This window comes from Curtobacterium sp. BH-2-1-1, assembly GCF_001806325.1.
GTDB lineage: Bacteria > Actinomycetota > Actinomycetes > Actinomycetales > Microbacteriaceae > Curtobacterium.
The window spans coordinates 2,759,821-2,786,082 of record NZ_CP017580.1; the positions used below are offsets into that span (position 1 = coordinate 2,759,821).

Here is a 26,262-nt window from a genome sequence, read left to right on the forward strand (position 1 = left end):
CGGGAGGCGCGGCGAGCGCCCGGTGCGGAGCACGCGTCACGAGGCAGCACCATCCGGGGTCCGATCGCTAGGATCGCAGCGCACGCCGTGCCTCCAGGGCGGAGGCACGCGACCTGACCCGAAGAGGACGGTACCGATGAGCGGCACGATCCACGACAACATCTCGCAGGCGTTCGGGAACACGCCGCTGGTCCGGCTGAACCGCCTCCCGAAGGAGGGCGGCGCCGAGGTCCTGGCAAAGCTCGAGTTCTACAACCCGGGTGCGAGCGTGAAGGACCGGCTCGGCGTCGCGATCATCGACGCAGCCGAGGAGTCCGGCGAGCTGCAGGCCGGCGGGACGATCGTCGAGGGGTCCTCCGGCAACACGGGCATCGCGCTCGCACTGGTCGGCGCGGCTCGCGGGTACCGGGTCGTCATCACGATGCCCGAGACGATGAGTGTCGAGCGTCGCGCCCTCATCCGCGCGTACGGTGCCGAGATCGTCCTCACCCCGGGGCCGGAGGGCATGAAGGGCGCGGTGTCGAAGGCGGAGCAGATCGTCGCCGAGACGCCCGGCGCGATCCTCGCCCACCAGTTCGAGACGCCGGCGAACGCGGCCATCCACCGGAAGACGACGGCGGAGGAGATCCTCCGCGACACCGAGGAGCACGTCGACGTGTTCGTCGCGGGCGTCGGCACGGGCGGCACGATCACCGGTGTCGGCCAGGTCCTCAAGGAGCGCGTGCCGGGTGTGCAGATCGTCGCGGTGGAGCCGAAGGACTCGCCGCTGCTGACCGAGGGCAAGGCGGGTCCGCACAAGATCCAGGGCATCGGTGCGAACTTCATCCCCGAGGTCCTCGACCAGTCGGTCATCGACGAGGTGTTCGACGTCGAGCTGGACGACGCGCTCCGGGTCGCCCGCGACCTCGCCACGCAGGAGGGCATCCTCGCGGGCATCTCGTCCGGCGCGATCATCCACGCCGCGATCGAGATCGCCGCGCGTCCGGAGAACGCGGGCAAGCGGGTCGTCGCGATCGTGTGCGACACCGGTGAGCGCTACCTGTCGACGGTCCTCTTCGAGGGACTCACTGCGTGAGTCGTCCCGCCCGACGAGGCGTGCTGCGGACCGTCCGGGAGGACCTGGCCGCAGCACGCCGCGGTGACCCCGCGTCCCGCGGCGACCTCGAGAACGCGATCGTCTACTCGGGGCTGCACGCCGTCTGGACCCACCGACTGACGCACCGGCTCTGGATCGCCGAGGGCCTGCCGGGGTCGCGGTTCGCGGCCCGGGTCCTCGCGCAGGTCGCCCGGTCGGTCACCGGCATCGAGATCCACCCCGGTGCCCGCATCGGCCGTCGGTTCTTCATCGACCACGGCATGGGGGTCGTCATCGGGGAGACCGCGGTGGTCGGCGACGACGTCGTGCTCTTCCACGGGGTGACCCTCGGCGGCCGCGGGGGCGACCACGGGCCCGGAGCCCGTCGGCACCCAGCGGTGGGGGACCGCGTCGTGCTCGGTGCCGGGTCGTCGCTCATCGGCGCGATCACGGTCGGCGCGGACTCCGTCGTCGGCGCGAACACGGTGGTGACGAAGGACGTCCCACCGGGGTCGGTCGTGACGGGTGTCGCCGGGACGGCCCGCCCGCGCTCGGGACACGAGGGCGTCCCGCCCCTCTGACGGGTCGGGGTCAGCTCTTCTCGCAGGCGATCCCGTCGCCGTCGGCGTCCATCTTCTTGTTCGCCGCGTACAGTGCGTCGTCCTTCTTCACCGTGCCCTTGAGCGCCCGGTACGTGACCTTGCCCTTCGAGGTGACGCGGTTCTTCGTGACGGACTTCTTCGCGATCCCGCCCGAGTACACCTTCTGCACGGCGGTGCAGTTCTTGTAGACGGTGGGGGCGGCCTGCGCGGTCGAGGCGCCGCCGACGACGGCGGTCGCAGCGAGCACGACGGTGGCGGCGGCGATGCTGAGGGTTCGGGTGATGTGCACGGCCTGAGGATAGTTCGGAACCGGGGCCTGCACGCACCCCAGAACGAGGTGCACCGTCGGCGGTCCGGTGCATGCTGGAGCACATGGACGGCGAGACGCTGCACGAGGTCGCGATCCGCACCGCGATGGCCCTGCCCGCGGTGGCGGAGACCCAGCCCTTCGGCGAAGGCGCGTTCGTCTACAAGGTCGTCGGCAAGATGTTCGTGATGACGTCCGAGCTCCGCGGCGTGCCGATCGTGAACCTCAAGTGCGCGCCGCCCCACGGTGCCGCCCTGGTGCGCGACCACGCCGAGATCACCCCGGGCTGGCACATGAACAAGCAGCACTGGATCACGCTGTCACCCGGGGACGGCATCGACGAGACCCTGGTCGAGGACCTCGTCGGCAACGCGTACGACCTCGTCGTCGCGAAGCTGCCGCAGGCGAAGCGCCCGATCGACCCGGTGCGCCGGACGCAGCCGGACTGACCACGGCACGGCGGACCGCCCGCGCTCAGGCGGTCGCGCGCGCCAGGACCTTCGACACGTCCCGGACGACCTTCGGCGCGAGCCCACCCGTCCCCGGGCCACCGGGACCCGTCCCGCGCCCCGACGACAGCACGGCCTGCGCCTGCTCGGGCGTCAGGCCCGTGAAGAGCTGGCCGATCGTGACGCCGTGGTCCGGTCGGTGGGTGACGACGACCGGGTCGCCGGGGGACACGGGCCCGGACCGCACCACGCGGAGGTAGGCGCCGGGGCGGCCCTCCTCCGTGAACCGCTTGACCCACTTGTCCACCCGCATCCGGCGGGCGAAGGTGCCGCAGGGGATCCGCGGGATCGTGACCTCGAGCTCGAGGGTCTCGCCGATCCGCCAGCGTTCCCCCGTCACGGCCCCGGTGACGTCGACGCCCGTCGTGCGCAGGTTCTCGCCGAACAGTCCCGGCGGGACGTCCCGGTCGAGCAGGTCCGCGAAGTACGCCGCGTCCTCGTCCGCGTAGGCGTACACCGCCTGGTCCTCGCCACCGTGGTGCTTCCGGTCCGCCTGCACGTCGGCGTACAGCCCGAGCGGACGGACCCGGACGGGGCCGTCGACGGGGCGCTTGTCGATCGCGGTGACCCCGATGGTGCCGGAGTCGGGCAGCAGGCGGTCGACGCGGCAGACGGCGGTGACGAGGGACATGCCCCCAGCCTGCCGCAGAACCCGCGCACGCAGAACTCGTTCGTGCAGAAGTGTGACGATCCGGCTGTTCGTTCCGTCCCATCGGTGAGCACCCCGATGGAGGACCCCGTCATGACCGACACCGCACCCGCAGCACACCTCGCGACCACCGCGCTCGTCCGCGTCGGGCACGAGCACGTCCTGGCGCAGGCACGCGTCCGGTCGCTGTCCGCGCGGCCCGTCGGCCCGATGAAGGTCCGCCGCACGCACGGACACCAGGCGCACACGGCCTGACGGCTCGACGGCACCGCACTCAGGAACCCCCGACCCCACACCAGTAGAAGGAAAGCGTGCACCACCAGCCCCTCACCGACCTCGACGACGCCGTCCTCGCTGGTCGATCGTCCGACGGCGACGTCCGGGCGTTCGAGGTCCTCATCCGGCGCCACACCCCCCTGCTCCGTGCCTACGCGCGCCGGACCCTCGGCTCGACCGACGAACTCGACGACGTCGTGCAGGAGACGTTCATCACCGCCTGGAACCAGCTCGACACGCTCCAGGACGGCGCCCGGGTCAAGGCGTGGCTCATGCGCATCCTCAGCCGGAAGTGCATCGACCGCATCCGGGCCCGGCGGTTCCACGACGACGTCACCGAGCTCGAAGTCGAGGCACCGGCGGACGACGCACCCGAACGCGTCGCCGAGGCCCGCTCCCGCGAGGAAGCGGTCGAGACGGCGCTCGCCGAACTGCCCGAGGCGCAGCGCCGCACGTGGGTGATGAAGGAAGTGCTCGAGTACTCGTACGAGGCCATCGCGGAGGAACTGGACCTCCCGACCTCGACCGTCCGGGGACTGCTGTCCCGGGCGCGCAAGAACATGATCCGTCTCATGGAGGGATGGCGATGACCGAACCCGATCCCGTCCGGCTCGACTCCCTCGAACCCGACGACCTCGACGGCCACACGATCGACGAGCTGGCCGACTACCTCGACGCCGGCATGCAGCCGGCCGACCCGAGCATCGACCACTCCGCCGCGTGCCAGAACGCCCTCGCCGCCATCGTGCGGCTCCGGCAGTCCTCGCTCGGCTCGCTCGAGGCCGCTGCCGAACAGGAAGCACCCGCCGACGAGTCGTGGATCAGCGGCGTGCTCGCGAACATCTCGCTCGAGGCACGCGCCGGCCGTGACGTCCCGCTCCGCCCGGCGGCGCCCACCGAACGCCCGGTCATGACCGAGGGCGCCATCCGCTCGCTCGTCCGGACCGCCGGCGACGCGGTGCCCGACGCGCTCATCGCACGGTGCACGCTCGAAGGGGACGTCACCGAGCTCGGCGCCCCGGTGCGCATCGTCGTCGAGATCGCCGTCCGCGCCGGGTCGACGATCCAGCGCGTGGCGTCGGACATCCGCGAGACCGTCGCCGAGGTCCTCGCGACCGAGACCGACCTGCTCGTCGAGTCCGTGGACGTCGTGGTGCGCGACCTGCTGCCACCGTCCGACGACGAGCCGGGCCCCGACGCCGAGGAGGAACGAGCATGAGCAGCCACGACGAGACCTTCGCCGCGATCGAGGCAGCGGTCGTCGCGGTCCCCGGGGTCGCCGAGCTCTACCGGGCACGCCCGACGCTCGGCAGCGCGGTCGGTGCCGCCAAGAACCTCGCGACCCGCACCACGGTCGCGCGCGTGGTGCTCGACGACGACGTCCTCCGCATCGTGATCGGGACCGACGGTTCCGTCCCGGCACCCGAGACGGCACGCGCGGCACACCTCGCGGCGCTCGCCGCCGCGACCGAGCACGGCCTGCCGCTCAGCCGGGTCGACGTGCGGATCGCGCGCGTCGGCTGACGCACCCGCCTGCGGTTCGGGAGGGACGGCGCGGGCCCGCGCCGCGCCTCCCGTCCGTCAGCCGGTCACCGTCACCGGCTCGCTCACGTCCGCCTGCGGGTCACGGTCGCCGGTCGGGGACCTCCAGCACGACGACCACGGCGGCGACGAGCAGTGCCGTCGCCACGAGGGACACCGACGGCACGGCGATGCTCGCGAGCACCGCGAGCGCGAGTGCCACGACGACGACGTTCCAGCCGAGGCTGAGGGACGGCCGGAGCGCCAGCGCCCAGATCGACAGCACGAACAACGCGACCGGCACGGCGATCGTGGCGGCGACGGTCGCGTGCGACAGGTCGGCCTCGCCCGCGTCGGCGCTCACCGCGACCTCGATCCCCGCCGGGAGTGCCCCGGCGGCGGCGAAGACCAGGTAGTGGCCGTAGCCGAACAGGAGCGCGGTCGGCAGGGACCGGATGTGGTCGTGCTGCTCGCGGGAGAAGTAGATCCACCACAGTCCGGCGACGATCACGAGCCCGCACGCCGCCAGCACGAGGAGCGACCCGAGATGGTCAGCGTGCGCGATGCCGTCGATGACCGCGTTCGCCGAGGCCACGAGCCCCTCGCCGAGGACGATCAGCGTGAAGAGGGAGTACCGCTCCGCGATGTGCCGGGTGTGCCACGGGGTGGTCTGCGTGCCGGCCTCGGCGAACGGCGGGACGAGGACCTCGAGCAGGATGAGCACCGGGATCACACCCCACGAGACGCCGTCCGGCAGCAGGAGCGCGAGCACCCAGAGCACCTGCACGACGACGATGCCGCCGGCGTACCGAAGTGCGGTCCGCCGGTACTCCGACGACGACGCGGCGACCCGGAGCCACTGCCCGACGAGGGCGAGCCGCATGATGACGTAGCCGAGCACGACGACCGTGGTCGACCCCTCGACCATCGCGGCGTGCACCCCGGCGGCGAGCACGAGCACCCCCGCCATCTGCACGAAGGTCATCACGCGGTAGAGCCAGTCGTCGGTGTCGAACGAGGTGGCGAACCAGGTGAAGTTGAGCCACGCCCACCAGATCGCGAAGAAGACGAAGGCGTACGCGAGGACGGCCGACGAGACGTGCCCCTCGACCTCGATCTCGTGCAGGTTCGTCGCGGCGAACCCGACGGCGACCACGAAGACGAGGTCGAAGAGGAGCTCGAGGGGGCTGGCCGCGCGGTGTGCCTCGGTGGGGTCGCGGGGTGCCATGCGGCGGAGTCCGATGGTGGTCACCTGCGTATGCCTACACGACGAACGACCCCGGGTGCAGGACCCGGGGTCGTTCGTCGTGCGTGCCTGGCGTCGGCTCAGTAGAAGTTCGACGCCTGCGAGTGCGACCACGCGGCGCACGGGGTGCCGTACGCGTCGCTGATGTACTGCAGGCCCCAGGTGATCTGGGTGGTCGCGTTCGTCCGCCAGTCGGACGCGATCGTGGCCATCTTCGACCCGGGGAGCGCCTGCGGGATGCCGGTCGCGCCGCCGTTCGCGTTGACGGCCTGGTAGTTCCAGCCGGACTCCTTGGTCCACAGGTTGTCGAGGCACTGGAACTGGTCGGAACCCCAGCCGTACTTCGACGAGGCGAGCGAGCTCGCGGTCGCCTTGGCACCCTCGACCGTGTTCGCGGCGGCCTGCTTGCGCGCGGCCTCGGCGGCTGCTGCCCGTTCGGCAGCGGCGCGCTTCGCTGCGGCGACAGCGGCGGCCTTCGCGTCGGCGTCCCGCTTGTCCTGCGCGGCGCTGGCGTCCGCGACCGCCGTCGTGGCGTCGACCGTCGAGGAGATCCTCGAGGTCAGTGCCGCGCCGGAGAGCTTCCGGTAGTCGTCGAGCGCGTCGATGCGGCGCTCGAGGACGCCGGTGTCGGTCTTCTCGTTCGCCGAGTCGGCGATCGTCTCCGCCGTGGCGATGGTCGCCGCGGCCTGGGCGCGGTCGAGCGCGGTCCCGGCGAGCGCCGGTGCCGCGGTCGCGCTGGCGGTCGGCATACCGAGGGCCTCGCCGATCGCGGGTTGCGTGCCGACGGTGGCGATGCCTCCGGAGACCGCGAGGACGGCGGCCCCGCCCACGATGAGCGTGGTGGGGCGGCGGAGCGCGCGGCGGAGGCGCCGGTTGGGGGAGTTCAGGGCCTCACGTCGGGTCGAGGCGGTGGTGGTGGGGAGGTCGGTGTTGCGTCCTGTCATCGATTCCGGTGGTCGGCCGACTCGTGGTGCGTGACTCGTGACGCTGCACGCGGGGTGGGGGAGCGCGCAGGGGTGCGGATGAACGAGACGTCCGTCGTCAGGAGTTCGCGAGCCGGGGGAGGACCGGACGGTGGTGTGGGGCCCGTCCGTCCGCCGACGGGTGACCGTGGGGTGGCCGCCGCTGGGCGAAGCCGCCACGATGACCGGTGTTGCTGGGTGCACCGTCCAGTTTGTCTGGCAGAACCGTCCGTCCACCCGTTGGTAACGGTTCGGTAACGGGCGGATCAGGCCCGGGAGGTGTGAGCTTCCTGGGTGCGCTCGCCCTGCGCGACGCGTTCGAGGGCGTCGAGCGCGGCGGCGATGGCGTCGACGTCGGTGTCGGGCAGTTCGGCGATGAGCTCGGCGACGATGCCGGTGCGGGTGGAACGGGCTCGCTCGACCGCTGCGATGCCCTCGGGGGTGGCCGTCACCATGAACGCCCGACCGTCCCGGGGGTCCGCCTCGCGCTCGATGAACCCGCGCTGCTCGAGCTCGGTCAGGATGCGGGTCATCGTCGGCTTCGTGACGACCTCGATCCGCGACAGGTCGCCCGGGCGCAGGGGTCCCTCGCGCTGGATCGTCGCCAGCGCCGAGACGATGCCGTACCCGAGCGAGGCCGAGTCAGTGCGGGCCCGCCGGTTGATCCGGCCGACCGCCGCGGCGAGGCGCGCGGCGATCTCGGTACGGTCCGGCTGGCGGTGGCTCATACGGTGCTCCGGGTCGCTCGACGGGGTGGTCGGGGCGATGCTACCGGCTCGTCGGACGGTGTGACTGGGAGCGTCGCGCGGGTCGCCGTGGTGTCGCCGTGTGCTGTGGCGGACGGAGCACGCCCGCCTCGCGAGGGCGAGACGGGCGTGTTCCTGTACGGGCGCTCAGGCGGGGTCAGCGTTTCTCGCCGGGGAGCAGGTGGATCGCCTCGGTCGCGAGCTCTGCCTCGATGTTGTCCCCGGACGCGGTGGCCTCACGCAGACGGCGGAAGTCGGCCGTCATCTGGTCCCAGTCGACGAGCTCGTCGAGGTTCGGCAGCCGCAGTCGGAACGCGAGGCCGTCCATGGTGTCCCGGCAGACACGCTGGAGGTTCTGGTTGCCGCACTCCTCGACGTAGCGGGCGAACACGGCGAGGGCGTCACGGTTCACCGCAGCGACGTCGTGCGACTCGTAGTCCGCGATCGTGGCGTCGAGCTGGGCGAGGATCTTCTTCTTCGCGCTCGCACCGAGGCGCGGGACCGCCAGCCGCACGACCCCGCCGAACAGGACGCCCAGGGTCTGCAGCGCCTCGACCACCTCGGTCGGGTCCGGCGTGGTGACGCGGGTGTAGCGGTTCGGCGCCATCTCGATCAGGCCGGCGCGTGCGAGCTGGCTCAGTGCTTCGCGGATCGGGGTGCGGGAGACGCCGAGCCAGGCGATGAGCTCGTCGTCGTTGAGCCGCTCGCCGGGCTCGAGCGTGCCGTCCATGATCGCGGCGTGGATCTTGAGCCGGACGGTGTCGCGGAGCAGCTGGTGCTCGGTCGGTGCACTGCTGGGGACCGGCATGCGGGTTCCTCCGGGATCGTGGCGTCGGCGGGCGTCCCACCGGTCGGTGCGGACGCACGGTTCACCGTACCTGATATGTGAACGGTGTCCCTGTCGGCTCGGAGCGTGTCAGTCGTGGGGGTGGAGCAGCCGGAGGGTCACCGGGTCCTCGGAGCCGTCGTACCAGCGGTCGAGGACGGCCCGGAACGGCTCCGGGTCGGCGGCGGCCGCGGCGAACAGGGTCATGGACGACCGGAGCTTCAGCGCGTCGATGCCCCCGAGCAGGTCGTCGGCGGTCCGGGCCGGGGCGGACTCCGCCGCACGGGTCGCCTCGAGCAGCCGCGGGCCGAGGACGGGGTGGTCGAGGTACGCCCGGGTCTCGTCGAGGCCGTCGAGTGCGTACCGCTGCGCGGTGGGCGAGCGGCCGAGCCCGGCGAGCTGGGGGAACACGAACCACATCCAGTGCGACGACTTCCGGCCGCGCCGCAGCTCGGCGAGCGCGGTGTCGTGCACACACTGCTGCGCGCGGACGAACCGGTCGAGGTCGAACCGGTCCGTGCCGTGCTGGTCCGTGTCGTGCCGATCGACGCTCACCGGACCACGTCCCCCCAGGCGTAGCGGACGGTCGTGCCGTCCACGACGAGCAGCGAGTCGGGTTCGCGGTCGAGGAGCCCGGGCATCCCGACGGCGTCGGGCAGGTCGCCGCCGAGCCGCTCGAGCCGTGCCGACCGGATCGTCAGCGGCGGGTGCTGGCGCTGCCAGAACAGCGTCTGCGCGAGGTGCCGGGCGTGGATGCCCTGTCGGGTGGTGAGGTCCGTCGCCAGCCGGTCGTCGACGACGTCACCGGCCACGACCCGGACGGTGGCGTCGTGGCGGGGTCGCACCGCGCCTCCTGGCCCACCCGTGCTGCCCGGCCAGACCGGACCGCCGGGCCACGCCGCTCCGGACCCTGGTCCGCCCCGGCGTCCGCGGAGCCAGCGGACCGGGTGGAGGGAGCGTGCCGGGTGCCGCACCGACCGGTAGGACAGCGTGTCCCCACGACTTCGCGCCCGCGCGTGCGCGAACGTGTACGGCACCCCGAGCAGGGCGTGCGCCGCCACGATCGCGGGCACGTTCGCGGTGTCGACCGTGCGGTAGGCGACCCCGCGGCGACCGCGGTCGTCGACGGTGAGCACCTCGATCGTCACCTCGGTCATCGAGCCGAGGCGGCCGGACGGCGGGAACGGCGGCACCCGGGTCTCGCGGAAGACGTACGCCGTCAGGCCGGCCCACGCACTGCCGTCGACGACGTCGGGGCGGGTGCCGCGCGGCACCAGACGCGCGAGCGACTCGGGGTCGTGGCGCCAGTGCGCGAAGACGACGTCCTCCCAGGCGTGCACCGTCACCGGCCGGTGCAGCAGGGGGACCGCGGCTCGGTCCCGCGCGGGCTCGGTCACCGTCGTGGCGCGTGCCGGCCGACGCGCACGGCCCAGGCGACGAGGGGTGCCTGCAGCGGCAGGCGGAGCACCGACACGAGCCGCATCGCCCGCGTCGACCGCGGGCTGTCGAGCAGGTCGTTCGCCATCTTCACGTTCGCGGGGAAGACGGCGAGGAACAGCGCGGCGGCGGCCCAGCCCGCGGCACGGCGGGTGGCCGGGATCGCCAGGCCGGTCGCGATGCCGAGCTCGGCGGCGCCGGACGCCAGGGTGGTCAGGCGCGGCGGGAGGGCGTCCGGGACGATCCGGTCGTAGCCCCTCGGCCGCAGGAAGTGGGTGACGCCGGCCCCGCCCAGCACGACGGCGAGGAAGGTGGCGGTCCGGGTGGCGCGTCGTGCGCGCTCGCGTCGTCGCATGCGTCCATGGTGCCCGCGGCGCGCTCGGGACGCACGGAGAGTCCCCAGGTCGGCTCAGCTCAGCTCAGGTCAGTGCGGTCGCGACGAGGTCGAGGACGACCGTCGCGACGTCGGCCTTGCTGCCGGAGGCCTCGCGGACCACCTCGCCGCCGAGGTCGAGCACCTCGACGGCGTTCTCCTCGCGTTCGAACCCCGCGGACCAGCCGACGTGGTTCACGACGAGCATGTCCGCCGGCTTGCGGGCGATCTTGGCGCGGCCGAGCTCGATGCGCGCGGCACGGTCGGGTTCGGTCTCCGCGGCGAAGCCGACGATGATCTGGCCGGTCCGGCGGGACGCGACGAGGTCGGCGAGGACGTCGGGGTTCCGCACCAGCTCCAGCGTCATGGTGTCGCCCTGCGCCTCCTTCTTGAGCTTGTCGGCACGCACCTCGGCGGGCCGGTAGTCGGCCACGGCCGCGGTCATCACGACGACGTCGGCATCGGCTGCTGCGGCGTGGACGGCGTCGGCGAGCTCCAGGGCGGACCCCACCGGCACGACGGTCGCGTCGAGTCCGGCGGTCAGCGACGCGTCCACGTTCGCGCTCACGAGCGTCACGGCCGCGCCGCGTCGGGCCGCGTCGGCGGCGATCGCGACGCCCTGACGACCGCTCGAACGGTTGCCGACGAACCGGACCGGGTCGAAGGGCTCGCGCGTGCCGCCGGCGCTCACGACGACGCGGACGCCGGCGAGGTCGCCGAGCTCGCCGCGGGCGCCGGTGGTCCCCGCCTTCTCGGCGGCGGCTGCGGTCGGCGGGAAGGCGGTGTCGGTCGGGAGGCGCGGGTCGTCCCCGTCGCCGCGACCCGCGTCCGTCGGGTGGTCCGCGCCGGTCCGGCCGGCCGGTGCCGGGTCGTCCAGCACCGCGAGTGCCCCGGCGACGATGTCCTCGGGCTCCGCCATCCGGCCGATCCCCGCGTCGTCGCCCGTCAGGGCCCCGACCACGGGGCCGACGAACCGGACGCCGCGCTCCCGCAGGGTCTGGACGTTCGCCCGGGTCGCCGGGTGCTCCCACATCTGCGGGTGCATCGCGGGAGCCACGACGACGGGCGCCTCGGTCGCGAGCAGCGTCGTGCCGAGCAGGTCCCCGGCGAGCCCCGCGGTCATCCGGGCGAGCGCGTCCGCGGTGGCGGGGGCGACGACCACGAGGTCCGCCCGGCGCCCGAGCGAGACGTGGCGTACCTCGGCGACGTCCTCGAACACGCTCGTGGTGACCGGGTTGCGGCTGAGCGCCTCGAGGGTCGGCAGCCCGACGAAGCGGAGCGCGCCCTCGGTCGGGACGACGTGCACGTCGTGTCCCCGCTTGACGAGGTCGCGGACCACGCCGACGGCCTTGTACGCGGCGATGCCCCCGGTGATCCCGACGACGACGGTCAGACGGCGCTCTGCTGCTGCGTTCACACCGGTCACGCTACCCGGCACGTCGTGCGAGGATCGATCCCATGTGCACCGTCGTCGTCCGCGTCGACCCCGGGTCCGAGTGGCCCGTCACGATGCTCGCCATGCGCGACGAGTCGCCGGAGCGGCCGTGGGACCCGCCGGCAGCCTGGTGGCCCGAGCGCGACCCGTCGATCCGCGGCGTCCGCGACCGTTCGGCGGGCGGGGCGTGGCTCGCGGCGTCGGACGGTGCCGGGCTCGCGGTCGTGCTCAACCGGGGCGAACCGGTGCCGAGCGACGACGGCACGTGGACCACCCGCGGGGTCGTCCCGCTCGACGCGGTCACCGGTGCGCTCCCCGGCCACGACGGCACCCTGCCCACGACGCGCGCGTTCAACCTCGTGCGGGCGACGGCCGACGGCGCCGAGGTCACGACCTGGGACGGCACCGAGGTCCGGACGACCGCGCTCGGCCCCGGCGTGCACATGGTCACGCACGGCGAACCGGACGACCCCGCGGCGCCGCGCATCGGGCGGTGGCTCGACGCCTTCCGTGCCGTGGGCGCTCCGGTCGGGCCGCCGGTGCTCGGCCCCTTCGACGAACTGCGGGCGGCCGACGCCGGTGCCGACGCCGGCGACGGGTGGGGCGGCTGGTTCGGACTGCTCGCCGGGTCGGCGTCGCTGCCGGCGGACGACCCGGACGCGATCCTCCGGGACGCGCACGAGCCGGACGGGCACTTCGCGACGCTGTCGATCGTGGCCGCGGCGGTCGGCCCCGGGCGCACCGTCCTGCAGCACGCGCGGCTGACCGAACCGGGCCGGTTGGACGGTTCGGTCGAGCTGCACCGCGCCTGAGCGCGGTCCTCGCCGAGCCGAACCGCGCTGCACCGCGCCTGAGCGCACCCGCAGCGCGCACCCGCGGCCGGGCATGGCCGGAGCGCGTACCTTCACCGTTCGTGACCACCGCAACCCGGAGCGTGCTCGCCGTCCTCACGGCGGTCGTCGTGGCCGTCTCCCTCGGGGCGTGCGCCTCGAGCCCGCCGGCCGCTGCCGACGCGACGTCCCACCCGACGACGGCGACGACCCGCCCCTGGGACGACGCCGCGGGTGTCGGCGTGGTGGTCGTCGGCGACTCGATCAGCGGCGGGCACGGCCTCACCACCGCCGAGGCGTGGCCGGCCATCGTCGCGGACGCCCAGGGCTGGTCGCTCACGAACCTGTCGTGCGACGGCGCAGGCGTGGCTGCCCTCGGTGACGACGACGACTGCGCGAGCGACTACGCGACCATCGTCGGGCGTGCGGTCGGCCTCCGTCCCGAGGTCGTCCTCGTGCAGGCGAGCTCGAACGACCTCGGACTCGACACCGCCGAGGTCCGGAGCGCCACCGACCAGGTCGTCGACGAGGTGCACCGTCGGCTGCCGCACGCGCGGCTCATCGGCCTCAGTGCCATCTGGAACCAGGACGCCCCGCCCGCGCAGCTCGCGTCCATCTCGGGGGCGCTCCGGCACGCCCTCGCCCGCGAGGGCGGCACCTACGTCGACATCGGCGAGCCGCTGCGGGGGCACCCGACGTGGATGCAGTCCGACGACGTGCACCCGACCGTGCGCGGACAGCGGGCCATCGCGGCGGCGGTGACGGCCGCGTTCGAACGGGACCACGTGCGGTTCTGACGGCGGACGGGCGGGGACGAGCCGCGCCTCCTGGACCGACCGACCCGCCGACTCAGACGGGCGGGGTGGTCCCGGTGAGGTCCTCGGCGACCGCCCAGAGGGAACGCGCCAGATCGGCCTTCCGTGCCGAACCGGGGATCGACACGGTCGTGGTCGGCCCGACGAGCCCGAACGGCCCCGACGGTCCGTAGTACGCCCCGCCGACCGCGTTCGGCCCGACCGCGGCGTACAGCAGCGGCTCGGAGCCCTGCTCGACGTCCTGCGTGAAGGGCAGCGCGCGGTTCGAGGACCGGACCGGCTTCGACCGACCGAGCGACCGCCCCGCCGACTGCAGGTTCGTCCGGGTGTAGCCGGGGTGCGCGGCGGTGCTCACGAGCGGCCAGTCGAGCTCGACCGACAGCCGGTGCAGGTGCAGCGCCAGCAGCAGGTCGGCGAGCTTCGACTGCGCGTACGCCCGCCAGCCGTTGTAGCCGCGCTCCCACTGCAGGTCGTCGAAGCGGATCCGGCCGGGGATCGCCGCGAGGCTCGACATCGTGGCGACCCGGGCGTCTGGTGAGCGCAGCAGTGTCGGGAGCAGCAGGTTCGTCAGGGCGAACGGGCCGAGGAAGTTCGTGCCGAACTGCAGCTCGAAGCCGTCGACCGTCTCGAACCGCTTCGGTGGCGCCATCACCCCGGCATTGTTGACGAGGACGTCGAGCGTCCGGTCGTCCGCGGCGATGCCCGCGGCGAAGCGCCGCACGCTCGCGAGGTCGGCGAGGTCGAGCTCCCGCACCTCGACGTCGGCGCCGGGGTGCGCGGCACGGATGTCGGCTGCGGCCTGGTCGCCCTTCGCGGTCGTGCGGACGGCGAGGACGACGGACGCGCCAGCTGCTGCCAGGCGGGTGGCGGTCTCCTTGCCGGTTCCGCTGTTCGCGCCGGTGACGACGATGCGGCGGCCGGTCTGGTCGGGGATCTGCGGCATGGGCGTGACCGTACTCCGCCGGGGGTGCGGATCCGGTGCGAGGGTGCTAGATTGATGCGAACGCATGAACATGCACATGCATGGACGTGCGGTCGGGAGGACAGGACACCATGAGCAACGCATTCGGCACCGACCGCCCCTCGGACGTGCCACCGCCCGCCCCCGAACGGATCGGCCCCGTGCAGCTCGGCCTCGACACGTTCGGCGACGTCACCGAGCTGCCCGACGGCAGCGTCAAGTCGGACGCCCAGAGCATCCGCGACGTCGTCGACCAGGCGGTCCTCGCCGACCAGGTCGGCCTCGACTTCATCGGCGTCGGCGAGCACCACCGCGCCGACTTCATCGTGAGCGCTCCCGAGGTCGTCCTCGCCGCGATCGCCGCCCGGACCTCCTCGATCCGGATCGGGTCCGCCGTCACCGTGCTCTCGTCCGACGACCCGGTGCGGGTGTACGAGCGCTTCGCCACCGTCGACGCGATCTCCGACGGTCGTGCCGAGGTCATCCTCGGCCGCGGGTCCTTCACCGAGTCCTTCCCGCTCTTCGGGTACGAGCTCTCCGACTACGAGGTCCTCTTCGAGGAGAAGCTCCAGCTCTGGGCAGCCCTCCGCGGTGGCGACGCGGTCACCTGGTCCGGCACGAAGCGCGCCTCGCTCGTCGACCAGGACGTCTACCCGAAGCTCGAGCACGGCCCCATCCCGACCTGGATCGGCGTCGGCGGGTCCCCGCAGTCCGTCATCCGTGCGGCGTCGTACGGTCTGCCGCTGTTCCTCGCGATCATCGGCGGACAGCCCGCGCAGTTCGCGCCGTTCTCGCGCCTCTACCGCCAGGCGCTCACGCAGCTCGACCTGCCGCAGCAGCCGATCGCGATGCACTCGCCCGGGTTCGTCGCCGCCACCGACGAAGAGGCGGCCGAGCGCTACTGGCCGTACCACAAGGCCGTCACCGACCAGCTCGGTCGGGAGCGCGGCTGGCCGCCCCTGGACGTCGCCGGCTACCGTGCCGGGCTGTCCGCGGGCGGGTCACTCTACGTCGGGTCGCCGGAGACGGTCGCCCGGAAGATCGCGCGGAACATGCGGATCCTCGGCGTCTCGCGGTTCGACATGCGGTACGCGACGGGGCGTCTGCCGCACGAGGACATGATGCGGTCGATCGAGCTCTACGGCACGCAGGTCGCGCCGCGGGTGCGCGAGCTGCTCGCGGCGCCGGTGCCGGTCGCGTAGGCGCTGGGTCGACCGCGGAGGGTCGGCCGGGTCGGCCGGGTCGGCCGGGTGGGCGGGTCCGTCCGGGTCCTTCCGGCGGGCCTGGAGGCGCGGCTCGGCCCGTCCGCGCCGCTCACGGGGTCGCCGGGTACGGTCCAGGGCATGTCGTCACGCCCCGCTGCACTCGAACGTCGGTTCCGTGGTCGGATCATGGGCGTCGGCACGACCTCGGGCATCCGCATCGTGGTCGGCATGTGGGAGCGCTCGCCGTTCGGAGCCTTCACGGACGTCTTCCTCGAGCTGCCGGACGGCTCCTCGGTGCTCCTCGCGCCCGACGAGATCGTGGCCGCGTACGTCTCCGGGACCTACCGGTTCGACACGGTCTCGGTCGTCGACGTCTCGGCTCGCCGGACCGCCAGGGGACTCGAGCTGTCGGCGGGCGCCCTCGAGGCCTCCATCGACGTCGGCACGATCTCCCCGCTCGGGAGGGTGCTCCGCATCGTCCCCAAGCAGATCGCCCGCGACCCCCGGTGGCTCGCCGCGATCGACCCGGTCGCACGGCTCGTCGCTCCCGGATCGGGGACCGCGGGGTCGGCGGGCAACGGGCGTCGCGAGTACTACGGCGTGACCGGGGCGCACGACGTCACGGGCGTACGGGGGACCTGGGCGGGGGAGTCGCTCGGGTCGTTGGCGCCGCTCGACCCGCCCGTGGCGTTCGGGTTCGCCTCGATGCCGCGGATCCCGCAGGTCGTCGACGTCGAGACGACCATCCGCGAGCCGGTCTGAGGCGCGGCGCGCGTCCGGGTCCCACCGCGTTTCCGACGTTCCGCCAGTCGATCCACTCGCGTGGTGTCGCTCGTTGCGCACGCATCCGATGCTCGTGCATGCTCCGACATCCCATCCGTCGATCGACGTGCGGAACGTCGAACCCCGCCCGCGCCCGCGCCTGCACGGCCCCGCAGCCCCGTCCGCCGGACGCGCTCAGCGTCGAGGGGCAGACTGGCCGGAACGGACAGCGCCCCGAGGGCCGGCCGCACGTCGAGCACAACGGGGCGCACGACGCGAGAGGAGCACCATGACCGACACAGAGGCAGACCAGCGCGCAGCCATCTCGGACATCGTCCACGGAGCCCACACGGCACTCCTGACGACCGTGAGCGAGGACGGCCAGCTCCACGCACGGCCCCTCGCCGTGCAGGACAAGGCGTTCCACGGCACACTCCGCTTCCTCGTGCAGGACGGGAGCGAGAAGGTCGAGGACATCGCCCGGAACCCGCACGTCAACGTCGCGATCGAGTCGCAGGGCGGGTACCTGTCGATCGCCGGCACCGCGACGGTCAGCCAGGACGACTCCGTCATCGACGAGCTGTGGTCCCCGTTCGCCGAGGCCTGGTTCCCGGACGGCCGCGAGGACCCCTCGATCCGACTCCTCACCGTCGAGGGCGACTCGGTCGAGTACTGGACGCAGGACACCGGCCCGGTCGGCAGCCTCGTGCAGACCCTCAAGGCCGCCATCGGCAAGCAGAGTCAGCCGGACACCGGCGACCACGGCACGATCGAGCTCTAGCGCCGAAGACGGACGCCCGGCACCACGCCCGGTCCCTGCACACCGCGGGGGCCGGGCGTCGTCCGTTCGGTCAGGGCGGGCCGAGCAGCCACAGCACGGCGACGAGCACCGGCTGCCCGAGCACCGCGCAGACCACCAGGGTCCACCGCATCCACGGCTTCGCCACGAGCTCCGGCGACCCGAACAGCGGCGCGAGCGGCATCAGGAGCCGGGGCGTCGAGGCCATCGGCAACGACACCGCGAAGACGTAGAGCGCGTACGAGGCCGAGAAGACCACGGTCGTGAACCCGAGGCGCCGGGTCGACCGACGCAGCAGCCAGACCGGGTACGACACGAGCAGGAACACCACGATGAGGATCCCGCCCACGCCCAACCACCGGCCGGCGATGAGGAACCACGGTGTGAGCGGCATGAAGTCCACCCGCCCGATGAAGTTCACCCACCAGGACATCTCGGTCTCGAGGTAGGCGTTCGGCGACCCGGTCACGTGCGCGGCGATGAGCGGCCACGCGAACCCGGCGACCACCATCACGACGCCGGCGGCCACGACCCGCACGCGCTCCGCCACGGGGAACGCGTCGAGCGAGCGGACCCCCTCGGTCCGACGTGCTCGGATCCACCGCACCAGCGCGATGACCCCGAGGACCAGCGGGATCGCCAGGGCTCCGGGCCGGGTGAACGCGGCGACGACCCCGAGCACCGTGAGGAGCCCGTACCGCCGACGGTCGAGCGCGAGGAGCGCCCCGAACACGAGGGCGAGGAACATGCTCTCGGCGTACCCGACCTGCAGCAGGAACGACAGCGGACCGCACGTGAAGAAGAAGACCGCCCACATGGCCGCCGCCGACCCCGCACGGTCGCGGACGAGCCGGTGCAGCAGGTAGGTGGCGAGCAGTCCGGCGAGGAGTGCGATCGCCGGTGCGCCGACGTCGAACGGGACACCGGTCGACGCGGTCAGCATCCGGATCGTGAAGGGGAACGCCGGGAGGAACGCCCACGCGTTCTGCGCGACGTGGCCCGCGGCGTCGAGCGGCAGGGTCGTCGGGTACCCGTGCACCGAGATCTGCTCGTAGTACTGCCCGTCCCACGCCGTCAGGAAGTTGAGGAAGCCGTGGTCGTTGCCCCAGATCGCGTTCTCCGGCAGGGCGCGCCCGATGAGCGGGAACGCGAGCGCCAACCAGAACGTCGACACGATGCGCCCGCCGGTCCACACCAGGAGCACGGCGGCCCACGCCGGCAGGGCGGTCGCGAGGTCGAGGACACGGCGGCGTCCGCTCGCGATCGACTCCGTCAGGGTCCCGTCCAGGCGGCTCACCGCGGCGCTCCGCGGTGTTCGGGCATGGCAGAGGGCACGGTACGAGCGTAGACGGCGATTGCCTGGGTGTTCCTCACGGCTCGGCTCGGGAGGCGCGACTCGCGTTCTGCAGACCGGAACGAGCCCGACGGACGGCCGGGTCCGGCGCGGGGCGCTCACCTAGCCTGGGAGCGTCGTCCTCCGGCCGCGACGGCGCGGTCGGAGCCGTGGGCGACGTCCGACCGACCCCGATCGACACCGAGGAGCACCGTGCCGAACAAGACCGCCATCGTGACCGACAACGCGCCGAAGCCCGCCGGCCCGTACAGCCAGGGGATCGTCGCGAACGGCTTCCTCTACACCGCCGGCTTCGGCCCGCAGGACCCGGCCACGGGCGAGATCGCCGACGACGTCGCCGGTCAGACCGCCCAGGTGCTCGCGAACGTCGCCGCCGTCCTGGCCGAGCACGGCGCCACGCTCGACGACGTCGTGAAGTCGACCGTGCACCTCGAGCACTCCGACCGCGACTTCCCCGCCTTCAACGAGGAGTACGCCAAGCACTTCTCGCAGCCGTACCCGGTCCGCACCACGGTGCAGTCGCACCTGGCGAACATCCTCGTCGAGATCGACGTCGTGGCGGTGCTCCCGACGGCGGAGTGACCCGGCCGGCCCCGGCGTGATCGCTCGGCGTGCTCGCTGAGCGAAGCCTCATCGACCCCCGGTGCGCGCACCGCCCGGACGGCTCCACGTCGTCCGGCGGATGCCGGCACCGGGGGTCGCGTGCGTCAGGGCGCCGTCGGTGAGCACCAGGACGCCCGCGACGAGGACGTCGTCGACGCCCTCGGCCAGCAGCATCGGCTCGGCGTACGTCGATCGGGCTCGGACGCGCTCGGGGTCGACGACGACGAGGTCGGCGACCCACCCGGGTGCGACGGCGCCGCGGTGCCCGAGTCCGAAGCGCTCGGCGGGCAGGGTCGACAGGTGCTGCTGGACCTCCCACCACGTGAGCAGCCCGGGCCGTGCGTAGTCCCCGAGGTACCGTGCGAAGGTGCCGTACGCACGGGGGTGCGGGTGCGTCCCGACGAAGATGCCGTCGGACCCGCCGGTGTGGCCGCCGGACCGGAACAGCTCCGCCAGCTGCTCGGGCGTCCGCGGGTGCGGCACCCGCATCACGACCGTGACCTGCAGGTCCGAGTCGACCAGGACGTCGAGCGCGAGGTCGACCGCGTCCGTCCCGGTGGCCGTGGCGGCCTCGGCGAGGGTGCGGCCCTGCAGCGCGTGGAACTCGGGAGCGGGGACGTGCGAGAGCGTGATCTGCTCGGCCCAGCCCGGTCCGAGGTCGGCGCGCCCGAGGACCCGTTCGAGCACCGCGGCGCGGACGGCAGCGCGTCCGCCGTCCACTGCGAGCGCCCGGGCGAGGTCGTCGGTGCCCGGCCGGGCCAGGCCCGCGGGCAGGAGCAGCATCGACAGGATCGTGCAGCCGCGCGAGTACGGGTAGGCGTCGAACGACAGCGGGGTGCCCTGGGCCTCGGCGTGGGCGAGCTCCGCCAGCGCGAGGTCGACGGGAGCGTGGAGGTGCGAGACGTGGGCGCGGCCGCCGCCGGCGCGCACGATCCGGACGACCTCCTCGATGCCGGCGCCGGCGTTGGTCTCGTAGCCGCCGCGCATGTGGGTCACGTAGGTGCCGCCGGCGGCCGCGGACTCGGCGGCGAGGGCGGCGATCTCCGCGGTGCCGGCGTGGAGTCCGGGGACGTAGTCGAGGCCGGTCGCGAGCCCCACGGCGCCGTCCGTCATGCCCTGCCGCACGAGGGCGCGCATGGTGTCGAGCTGGCCGGGGTCGGCCGGGGCCGGGTCGTCGCCCGTGACCTCGTGCCGGACGGTGCCGGCCGGCACGAGGGTGGCGACGTTCAGCGCGGTCGTACCGTCGTACGTCGCGAGCAGCCCTGCGATGCCGCCGCCGCGGTACGTCGGGTGGGGACCGTCGATCGCCGCGAAGTACCGTGCGGCGTAGGAGCCGTCGCCCGGTGCCGGACCGACGCCGTCCTGTCCGGTGACGATCGTCGTGACGCCCTGCCGGAGGAGGGCGAGCTGCACGCGCTCGTCGAACACGAGGGACCCGGCGTGGGAGTGCGCATCGACGAACCCGGGCATGACGAGCCGGCCGGTGCAGTCGACCACCGTGGCGTCGGCCCCGGCCCGGAGGCGCTCGCCCGGCCCGCCGCGCTCGGCGACCAGGCCGTCGCGGACGAGGACGTCCGACCGGTGGGCCGTGCCGTCGGTGTCGACGACGGACCCGCCGGTGAGCAGGACCTCGGACGTCACCGTGCGAGCCCCGCGACGAGTCGCTCGGCGCGGGTGCGGAGGCCGTCCAGGTCGCCGGTCGTCAGGGCGTCACCGACGAGCGGCGAACCCAGGCCGACGGCGACGGCGCCGGCCGCCAGGTACTCGGACGCGTCCTCGACGCCGATGCCGCCCGTGGGGATGACGTCGACGAAGTCGAGCGGGGCGAGGACCTGCTTGAGGAACGCGGGGCCGCCGAGCTGTGCGGCCGGGAACACCTTGACCGCGCGCGCCCCGAGCTGCCAGGCGCGGACGATCTCGGTCGGGGTGGCGGCGCCCGGGTACCAGCCCAGACCACGCTCGTGCGCCCGTTCCCCGATGTCCGCGTCGAGGTGCGGGCTCACCGCGAACACGGCACCCGCGGAGGCGGCCTCGTCGAGCTGTCGTGGTTCGAGGACCGTGCCGACGCCGATCGACGCGCCCGTGCCGTAGCGCTCGGCGGCCCAGGCGATGCCCTCCCGCCAGCGGGGCGTGTTGGTCGTGATCTCGATCGCCCGGACCCCGGCGTCGACCAGTGTCGCGACGACGTCCTCGACGTGGTCACCCGTCCCGCCGCGCAGGATCGCGATCGCCGGGCCGGCGGCGTGCCGGTGCCGGACGCGGGGAGCGGCGGACGGGTCGGTGCTGGTGGTCTTCGTCATGGTCTTCGTTCCTCGCCTCAGCGGTCGACGCGGTCGTGGACGGCGTGGTCGACGTCCGTGGGGGTGGTCGGGTCGTGCAGCGCCGCCGGGTCCGGGCGGCGCCAGTCGCTCTCGACCGTGCAGGCGAGCGCACCGGCGTCGGCGGCACGGTCGAGCGCCTCGGCCGTCGTGGCTCCGCCGAGGGTCGCCGCGAGCCAGCCCGCGACGAAGGCGTCACCGGCACCGACGGGGTCGACGACGCGCACCGGGGTCGCCGGGCGCCGCAGGAACGCACCGTCCACCGACGCCACCGCGCCCCGGGAGCCGAGCTTGACGACGGCACGACCCCGGCCGAGGGCGGCGAGCTCGTGCGCGAGCGTCTCGTCGTCGCCCTCGTCGTCGCCGAGTCCGAGCACGAGTCGGGCCTCGTCGTCGCCGGCGAACACGATCGACGACCGTGCGGCGACGGTCCGGTAACGGGCGCGGGCGGTCTCGGCGTCGATGAGCGTGGGCCGGTGGTTCACGTCGAAGGACACCGGGACCCCGGCGGCGTCCGCGCGGTCGAGCGCGGCCTCGACGGTGGCCCTGGCGTCCTCGGAGAGGGCGAGGGTGATGCCCGTGACGTGCAGGAGCGCGGCGCGTTCGACGGCGCTCGCCGGCAGGTCGCTCGCCCGCAGCGCCGACCCCGCCGAACCCCGGCGGTGGTAGGTCACCCGCGTGCGTCCGTCGGCCAGGCGCTCCTTCATCATGATGCCCGTCGAGCGGTCCGGGTCCGGCACCGCGACGACGTCGACGCCCGCGCTCCGGACGTCGCGCGTCACGCGGTCCCCGGCGGGGTCGGTGCCGACGCGGCCGATCCACGTCGTCGGGACGCCGGCGCGCACGAGGCCGATCGCGACGTTGCTCTCGGCTCCGCCGGTGTCGACCCGCATGTGCTCGAGGTCGGGGACGGCACCCGTGTCCCCGCCGGTGAGGAGCAGCATCGTCTCCCCGAAGGTCAGGACGCGGCCGGTCACCGGGTGCCCTTCGCCAGGGCGAGCTGGGCGGAGGAGGAGCCGAGCGCGACCGAGATCTCCAGCGCGGTCCGGACGACGCCGTCGCCGAGTTCGCGGACGGCCGCGGCGGGGAACCGGGAGGCGAGCCCCGAGATGCTCATCGCGCCGACGACCTGGTTCGCGTGGTCGAGCACGGGCGCGGCGACGCAGCGGATGTCGGGCTCGTTCTCGCGGTCGTCGATGCCGTAGCCGCGGCCGTGCGTCCGGTCGATCTCGGCGCGCCAGCGGTCGTCGTCCACGATGGAGTGCTCGGTCATCGCCGTGGCCGGTTCCGCGAGCACCCGGTCGAGCAGCTCCGGCTCGCCGAACGCCACCATCGCCTTGCCCGAGGCCGTGTTCCGCATCGGCAGTCGGTTGCCGATCCGCGACCCCATCCGGACCGTGCCCCGCGTCTCGACCTTGTCGACGTAGACGATGTCGGTGCCGTCCGGGACGACGAGGTGGCAGGTGAGCCCCGTGCGTTCCGCGGTCCGCCGGAGGAACGGCGCTGCGGCGGCGCGGAGGTCGATGCCCTCGAGGTAGCTCTGCCCGAGCAGCAGCGCCCCGAGCCCGAGGGTGAAGCCGGCGTCCGGGGTGCGGCGCAGCAGGTCGTTCTCGAGCATCGGGGCGGTCAGCCGGAGCACGGTCGACTTCGAGGTGCCGAGCTCCGCAGCGAGCACCGTCAGTGACACCGACGGCTCGCCGTTCCGGGTGCGGTCGGCGATGCGGTCGAGCAGCCGCAGCCCGCGTCGGAGCGACAGGGCGGCGTTCCGTGCCGGAGCGTCCTCGGTCGAGGGGACGACGGGGGTGGTGGCGCGCATCAGAACCACGTCGCGATCGTGTCGAGGACGGTCTCGTCGTCGTCGACGACGGTCACCTGGCGCCACTTGTCGAAGACGGTGCACGGGTGCGAGATGCCGAACACGACGACGTCTCCGGGCGTGAGCCCGGGTGCCCCGTCCGCCAGCGCGAGGTAGCAGTGCTGGTCGTCGAGGCGGGTGACGGTGACCGCCCCGGGGTCGGGTGCGACGGGGACGACGCCAGCCGTGCCTCCTGGGCCGACTTTTCGGACGGAACGGACCACCGGCAGCCCCTCGTCGAAGGAGATGTCCCGCTTGCCGACCGCGACGAGCGCGAGGCCGGGCTCGGGGCACGACGTGACGCGTCCCCAGACCTCGATCGCGGCCAGGAGCGAGCCCTCGTCGGGGTGGCGGCCGAAGGGGGTGCGCTCGGCGTAGAAGCCGTCGTCGTGGGTGAGGGACGCGCCGGACCGGAGCAGCACGTCGAGGTCGTCGGGGCGGGTGGCGACCGCGTCGACCACGCCGTCGAACCAGGCGCTGCCGCCCATGCTGAGCAGGGCGCGCGGGGCCTCGACCAGCGGGCGGACGGCTGCCGCGACGGCGAGCACCCCCTCGACGTAGGCGCGGGCGGCGTGCACGTCGGGCAGGCCGCCCTCGTACCCGGCGATCCCGCGGAGCGAGAGCCCCCGGTCGTGGGCGAGCTGTGCGAGGTCCTGTGCCTGCTGTGCGGTGCGGACGCCGGTGCGACCGCCGGGGAACCCGACCTCGACGACCACGTGCAGGTCGCCGTCGACCGAGTCCTGTGCCGCGCGGCCGGCCTCGACCCCGGCGGGGGAGTCGACCCAGCAGAGGACGTCGGCGTCCGGGTCGGCGGCGCGGCGGGAGGCGAGCCAGGCGAGACCGGTGGGGTCGAGGACCTCGTTCGCGACGACGATCCGGTGGACGCCGTGCTCCCACGCGACCATCGCCTGCTGGACCGAGGCGACCGTGACGCCCCAGGCGCCGGCGGCGATCTGTCGTGCGGCCAGTGCCGGTGCCATGTGCGTCTTCATGTGCGGCGCGAAGAGCAGACCGTGCCGCTCGACGTACGCCTGCATCACGGCGGTGTTGTTCGCCAGGGCCGACTCGCGGAGGGTCATCACCGGCAGGTACGCGTGCTCGAGGACGTGCCGGCGTGCCGGTGCTGCCGGGTCGGGCGCGCCCTTCGTGGTGACCGTGCCGGGTGTGGTCGTCATCGATCCTCCTGTGCGTCTGCGGTGCCTCCACGCTCCCGGTGGCCGGGTGTCCGGGGCAACGCGCTCGTCCTCCTCATTCTGCGGTGCAGAACACCATCGCGTCAGCGCCGTCCCCGGACGTCACGGAAACCGATCGGGCATAGCATTTGTCCTGCCATGACGACGACGATGACGACACGACGACGGGGGAGCACCGCGGTGGCCGTGCTCGTCGCAGGGACCTTCTTCATGGAGCTCCTCGACGGCACCATCCTGGCCACGGCCGCTCCCGCGATGGGCCGGGACCTCGGCGTCGACTCGGCGGCCATCGGCGTGGCGATCACGGCGTACCTGGTCACCCTCGCGGTGTTCATCCCCGTGAGCGGATGGTTGACCGACCGGATCGGCTCGCGGACGGTCTTCGCCGGCGCGATCGTCCTGTTCACCGTTGCGTCGGGGCTGTGCGCCCTCTCCACCGGGCTCGTCGACCTGACGATCTGGCGCATCGTGCAGGGGCTCGGCGGCGCGCTGATGGTCCCCGTCGGGCGGCTCGTCGTCCTGCGGAGCGCCGGACGCGAGCAGCTCGTCACGGCCATCGCGATCCTGACCTGGCCGGCCCTCGCCGCGCCGATCATCGCGCCGTTCGTGGGCGGCGTGCTCGTCGACACCCTGACGTGGCACTGGATCTTCCTCATCAACATCCCGCTCGGGGTCATCGCGTTCGTCGCCGCGCTCGTCCTCGTGCCGCAGGAGCGGGCGTCCCAGCGGGTGCCGTTCGACTGGTTCGGGTCGCTGCTCGCCTGCTTCGGCCTCGGGTCGCTCGTGGTCATGGCGTCCCTGCTCGCCCTGGACCGCGTGCCCGTCCTGGCGGTCGTGCTCTCCGGCGTCGTCGGGGCGGTCGGCTGCTGGCTGGCGATCTGGCACTTCCGTCGGGCGCCGCACCCGATCATGGGGCTCGACTCGTTCCGGCTCGAGACCTTCCGGGTGTCGCACGCCGGCGGCAGCCTGTTCCGCCTGGCCGTCTCCGCCGTGCCGTTCGTCCTGCCGCTGCTGTTCCAGGACGCGTGGGGGTGGAGCGCCGTGCTCGCCGGGTCCGCCGTGCTGTGGGTCTTCGTCGGCAACCTCGGCATCAAGCCCATGACGACGCCGTTCCTGCGCTGGTTCGGGTACCGGCCGGTGATCATCGTGTCGAGCGCGGTCGCGGCGCTGAGCGTCGTCGCGATGGTGTTCATGACCGAGGACACCCCGTTCTGGCTCCTCGCCGTGCTCCTCGTCGTCAGTGGTGCGGCGCGGTCGGTGGGCTTCACGGCCTACAACACGATCGCGTTCGCCGACGTCGAGCAGGCGGACATGACCCCGGCGAACACGCTCTCGTCGACCCTGCAGCAGACCGCCGCCGGGTTCGGTGTCGCGGTCGGCGCCGTGGTCATCCGGGCCGCGTCGGGCCTCGGCGGATCCGGTCCGTACGACGCCGCGTTCTGGGTCATCGCCGCCCTGCTCGTCGTCGCCTGCGTCGAGGGCGTCCTGATGAGCCGTACAGCCGGCGAGACCGTCCGCCCCGCCCGTCGCGCCCGGGCCTGAGCGCGCATCGTCCGTTTTCCCCGCGGTCACACGCACGAAACCGAGGCCGCGCTACAGTCTC

The 26,262-nt window shown here is 73.4% G+C and carries 31 protein-coding genes; 14 read left to right on the forward strand and 17 right to left on the reverse strand.

The features are described 5' to 3' along the window. The first annotated feature begins 136 nt into the window (after nt 1-136). Both cysK and epsC read left to right on the forward strand, forming a co-directional pair. Nucleotides 137-1,075, forward strand: coding sequence for a cysteine synthase A (cysK, locus tag BJK06_RS13180; protein ID WP_070418284.1), 939 nt, complete (start codon nt 137-139; stop codon nt 1,073-1,075). Further along, on the forward strand, nt 1,072-1,656 hold the full coding sequence (gene epsC, locus BJK06_RS13185; protein ID WP_229086908.1) for a serine O-acetyltransferase EpsC: 585 nt from the start codon (nt 1,072-1,074) through the stop codon (nt 1,654-1,656). The genes cysK and epsC overlap by 4 nt, the downstream gene beginning before the upstream one ends. Before the next feature lie 10 nt (nt 1,657-1,666). Here the strand turns inward: epsC and BJK06_RS13190 are convergent, their stop codons facing one another. Continuing rightward, a complete protein-coding gene (locus tag BJK06_RS13190) occupies nt 1,667-1,966 on the reverse strand; it encodes an excalibur calcium-binding domain-containing protein (RefSeq protein WP_219810642.1) in 300 nt (99 codons plus the stop codon). An 83-nt stretch (nt 1,967-2,049) separates the two neighbouring features. On the opposite strand from BJK06_RS13190, the gene BJK06_RS13195 reads away from it, so the two are divergent. Beyond that, on the forward strand, nt 2,050-2,433 hold the full coding sequence (locus BJK06_RS13195) for an MmcQ/YjbR family DNA-binding protein (RefSeq protein WP_070419456.1): 384 nt from the start codon (nt 2,050-2,052) through the stop codon (nt 2,431-2,433). A gap of 25 nt (nt 2,434-2,458) precedes the next feature. On the opposite strand, the gene BJK06_RS13200 is transcribed toward BJK06_RS13195, so the two are convergent. Continuing rightward, nucleotides 2,459-3,124 carry an MOSC domain-containing protein gene (locus BJK06_RS13200; RefSeq protein WP_083295245.1) on the reverse strand — a complete coding sequence of 222 codons (666 nt, stop codon included), beginning with the start codon at nt 3,122-3,124 and terminating at the stop codon, nt 2,459-2,461. Between the two features lie 84 nt (nt 3,125-3,208). Here BJK06_RS13200 and BJK06_RS18665 point away from each other — a divergent pair, with 84 nt between their 5' ends. The 4 genes from BJK06_RS18665 to BJK06_RS13215 are packed head-to-tail and all read left to right on the forward strand — an operon-like array spanning nt 3,209 to nt 4,942. After that, nucleotides 3,209-3,397, forward strand: a complete 189-nt coding sequence (locus BJK06_RS18665) for a hypothetical protein (protein ID WP_181015093.1) — start codon at nt 3,209-3,211, stop codon at nt 3,395-3,397. A 56-nt stretch (nt 3,398-3,453) separates the two neighbouring features. Then, on the forward strand, nt 3,454-4,008 hold the full coding sequence (locus tag BJK06_RS13205) for an RNA polymerase sigma factor (protein ID WP_070418286.1): 555 nt from the start codon (nt 3,454-3,456) through the stop codon (nt 4,006-4,008). Continuing rightward, nucleotides 4,005-4,637: a hypothetical protein gene (locus tag BJK06_RS13210; protein ID WP_070419458.1), complete on the forward strand. Its 633-nt coding sequence runs from the start codon at nt 4,005-4,007 to the stop codon at nt 4,635-4,637. The genes BJK06_RS13205 and BJK06_RS13210 overlap by 4 nt, the downstream gene beginning before the upstream one ends. After that, nucleotides 4,634-4,942 (forward strand): hypothetical protein, encoded by a 309-nt coding sequence (locus BJK06_RS13215; protein WP_070418287.1) that lies wholly within the window; start codon nt 4,634-4,636, stop codon nt 4,940-4,942. The genes BJK06_RS13210 and BJK06_RS13215 overlap by 4 nt, the downstream gene beginning before the upstream one ends. A 100-nt stretch (nt 4,943-5,042) precedes the next feature. On the opposite strand, the gene BJK06_RS13220 is transcribed toward BJK06_RS13215, so the two are convergent. From BJK06_RS13220 to BJK06_RS13255, 8 genes are all read right to left on the reverse strand, one after another. After that, complete coding sequence (locus tag BJK06_RS13220; RefSeq protein WP_258027640.1) at nt 5,043-6,191, reverse strand: low temperature requirement protein A; 1,149 nt, start codon at nt 6,189-6,191, stop codon at nt 5,043-5,045. 74 nt (nt 6,192-6,265) lie between these two features. Continuing rightward, complete coding sequence (locus tag BJK06_RS13225; RefSeq protein WP_156794864.1) at nt 6,266-7,129, reverse strand: phospholipase; 864 nt, start codon at nt 7,127-7,129, stop codon at nt 6,266-6,268. 284 nt (nt 7,130-7,413) lie between these two features. Next, entirely contained in the window at nt 7,414-7,875 is a 462-nt protein-coding gene (locus BJK06_RS13230; RefSeq protein ID WP_070418288.1) for a MarR family winged helix-turn-helix transcriptional regulator, read from the reverse strand. A 175-nt stretch (nt 7,876-8,050) separates the two neighbouring features. Beyond that, nucleotides 8,051-8,701, reverse strand: coding sequence for a GntR family transcriptional regulator (locus BJK06_RS13235; protein ID WP_070418289.1), 651 nt, complete (start codon nt 8,699-8,701; stop codon nt 8,051-8,053). A 108-nt stretch (nt 8,702-8,809) separates the two neighbouring features. Next, nucleotides 8,810-9,274: a DUF1810 domain-containing protein gene (locus tag BJK06_RS13240; protein WP_070418290.1), complete on the reverse strand. Its 465-nt coding sequence runs from the start codon at nt 9,272-9,274 to the stop codon at nt 8,810-8,812. Then, nucleotides 9,271-10,116: a DUF2071 domain-containing protein gene (locus BJK06_RS13245; RefSeq protein ID WP_070418291.1), complete on the reverse strand. Its 846-nt coding sequence runs from the start codon at nt 10,114-10,116 to the stop codon at nt 9,271-9,273. The genes BJK06_RS13240 and BJK06_RS13245 overlap by 4 nt, the downstream gene beginning before the upstream one ends. Beyond that, nucleotides 10,113-10,511 (reverse strand): hypothetical protein, encoded by a 399-nt coding sequence (locus tag BJK06_RS13250; RefSeq protein ID WP_070418292.1) that lies wholly within the window; start codon nt 10,509-10,511, stop codon nt 10,113-10,115. Before BJK06_RS13250 ends, BJK06_RS13245 begins: the two co-directional genes overlap by 4 nt. Before the next feature lie 64 nt (nt 10,512-10,575). Continuing rightward, the gene (locus BJK06_RS13255) at nt 10,576-11,922 is read right to left on the reverse strand and encodes a phosphopantothenate--cysteine ligase family flavoprotein (protein ID WP_070419461.1); all 1,347 of its coding nucleotides are present in this window, start codon (nt 11,920-11,922) and stop codon (nt 10,576-10,578) included. Between the two features lie 65 nt (nt 11,923-11,987). Between BJK06_RS13255 and BJK06_RS13260 the strand changes: the two genes are divergently transcribed. Continuing rightward, nucleotides 11,988-12,776 (forward strand): NRDE family protein, encoded by a 789-nt coding sequence (locus BJK06_RS13260; RefSeq protein WP_070418293.1) that lies wholly within the window; start codon nt 11,988-11,990, stop codon nt 12,774-12,776. Between the two features lie 101 nt (nt 12,777-12,877). Further along, nucleotides 12,878-13,591, forward strand: coding sequence for an SGNH/GDSL hydrolase family protein (locus BJK06_RS18860; protein WP_181015094.1), 714 nt, complete (start codon nt 12,878-12,880; stop codon nt 13,589-13,591). Nucleotides 13,592-13,643: 52 nt separating this feature from the next. Here the strand turns inward: BJK06_RS18860 and BJK06_RS13270 are convergent, their stop codons facing one another. Next, the gene (locus BJK06_RS13270) at nt 13,644-14,552 is read right to left on the reverse strand and encodes an SDR family oxidoreductase (RefSeq protein ID WP_070418294.1); all 909 of its coding nucleotides are present in this window, start codon (nt 14,550-14,552) and stop codon (nt 13,644-13,646) included. 110 nt (nt 14,553-14,662) lie between these two features. Between BJK06_RS13270 and BJK06_RS13275 the strand changes: the two genes are divergently transcribed. From BJK06_RS13275 to BJK06_RS13285, 3 genes are all read left to right on the forward strand, one after another. Next, complete coding sequence (locus BJK06_RS13275; protein WP_083295248.1) at nt 14,663-15,772, forward strand: LLM class flavin-dependent oxidoreductase; 1,110 nt, start codon at nt 14,663-14,665, stop codon at nt 15,770-15,772. 141 nt (nt 15,773-15,913) lie between these two features. Further along, nucleotides 15,914-16,537, forward strand: coding sequence for a hypothetical protein (locus BJK06_RS13280; RefSeq protein WP_070418295.1), 624 nt, complete (start codon nt 15,914-15,916; stop codon nt 16,535-16,537). 289 nt (nt 16,538-16,826) lie between these two features. Next, nucleotides 16,827-17,318 (forward strand): pyridoxamine 5'-phosphate oxidase family protein, encoded by a 492-nt coding sequence (locus BJK06_RS13285; protein WP_070418296.1) that lies wholly within the window; start codon nt 16,827-16,829, stop codon nt 17,316-17,318. A 70-nt stretch (nt 17,319-17,388) separates the two neighbouring features. Here the strand turns inward: BJK06_RS13285 and BJK06_RS13290 are convergent, their stop codons facing one another. Next, nucleotides 17,389-18,633 carry a hypothetical protein gene (locus tag BJK06_RS13290; protein WP_083295250.1) on the reverse strand — a complete coding sequence of 415 codons (1,245 nt, stop codon included), beginning with the start codon at nt 18,631-18,633 and terminating at the stop codon, nt 17,389-17,391. A 249-nt stretch (nt 18,634-18,882) separates the two neighbouring features. On the opposite strand from BJK06_RS13290, the gene BJK06_RS13295 reads away from it, so the two are divergent. Beyond that, on the forward strand, nt 18,883-19,272 hold the full coding sequence (locus tag BJK06_RS13295) for a RidA family protein (RefSeq protein WP_070418297.1): 390 nt from the start codon (nt 18,883-18,885) through the stop codon (nt 19,270-19,272). Between the two features lie 48 nt (nt 19,273-19,320). On the opposite strand, the gene BJK06_RS13300 is transcribed toward BJK06_RS13295, so the two are convergent. From BJK06_RS13300 to BJK06_RS13320, 5 genes are read right to left on the reverse strand one after another with little or no spacing between them, the layout of a single operon-like run. Beyond that, the gene (locus tag BJK06_RS13300; RefSeq protein WP_070418298.1) at nt 19,321-20,934 is read right to left on the reverse strand and encodes an amidohydrolase family protein; all 1,614 of its coding nucleotides are present in this window, start codon (nt 20,932-20,934) and stop codon (nt 19,321-19,323) included. Next, nucleotides 20,931-21,593 carry a bifunctional 4-hydroxy-2-oxoglutarate aldolase/2-dehydro-3-deoxy-phosphogluconate aldolase gene (locus BJK06_RS13305; RefSeq protein WP_070418299.1) on the reverse strand — a complete coding sequence of 221 codons (663 nt, stop codon included), beginning with the start codon at nt 21,591-21,593 and terminating at the stop codon, nt 20,931-20,933. The genes BJK06_RS13300 and BJK06_RS13305 overlap by 4 nt, the downstream gene beginning before the upstream one ends. A 17-nt stretch (nt 21,594-21,610) precedes the next feature. Next, the gene (locus BJK06_RS13310) at nt 21,611-22,588 is read right to left on the reverse strand and encodes a sugar kinase (protein ID WP_156794865.1); all 978 of its coding nucleotides are present in this window, start codon (nt 22,586-22,588) and stop codon (nt 21,611-21,613) included. After that, entirely contained in the window at nt 22,585-23,427 is an 843-nt protein-coding gene (locus tag BJK06_RS13315) for an IclR family transcriptional regulator (protein ID WP_070418300.1), read from the reverse strand. Before BJK06_RS13315 ends, BJK06_RS13310 begins: the two co-directional genes overlap by 4 nt. After that, nucleotides 23,427-24,641: an alanine racemase gene (locus BJK06_RS13320; RefSeq protein ID WP_070418301.1), complete on the reverse strand. Its 1,215-nt coding sequence runs from the start codon at nt 24,639-24,641 to the stop codon at nt 23,427-23,429. The genes BJK06_RS13315 and BJK06_RS13320 overlap by 1 nt, the downstream gene beginning before the upstream one ends. 156 nt (nt 24,642-24,797) lie before the next feature. On the opposite strand from BJK06_RS13320, the gene BJK06_RS13325 reads away from it, so the two are divergent. Continuing rightward, nucleotides 24,798-26,201, forward strand: coding sequence for an MFS transporter (locus BJK06_RS13325; RefSeq protein ID WP_070418302.1), 1,404 nt, complete (start codon nt 24,798-24,800; stop codon nt 26,199-26,201). Nucleotides 26,202-26,262 lie beyond the last annotated feature (61 nt).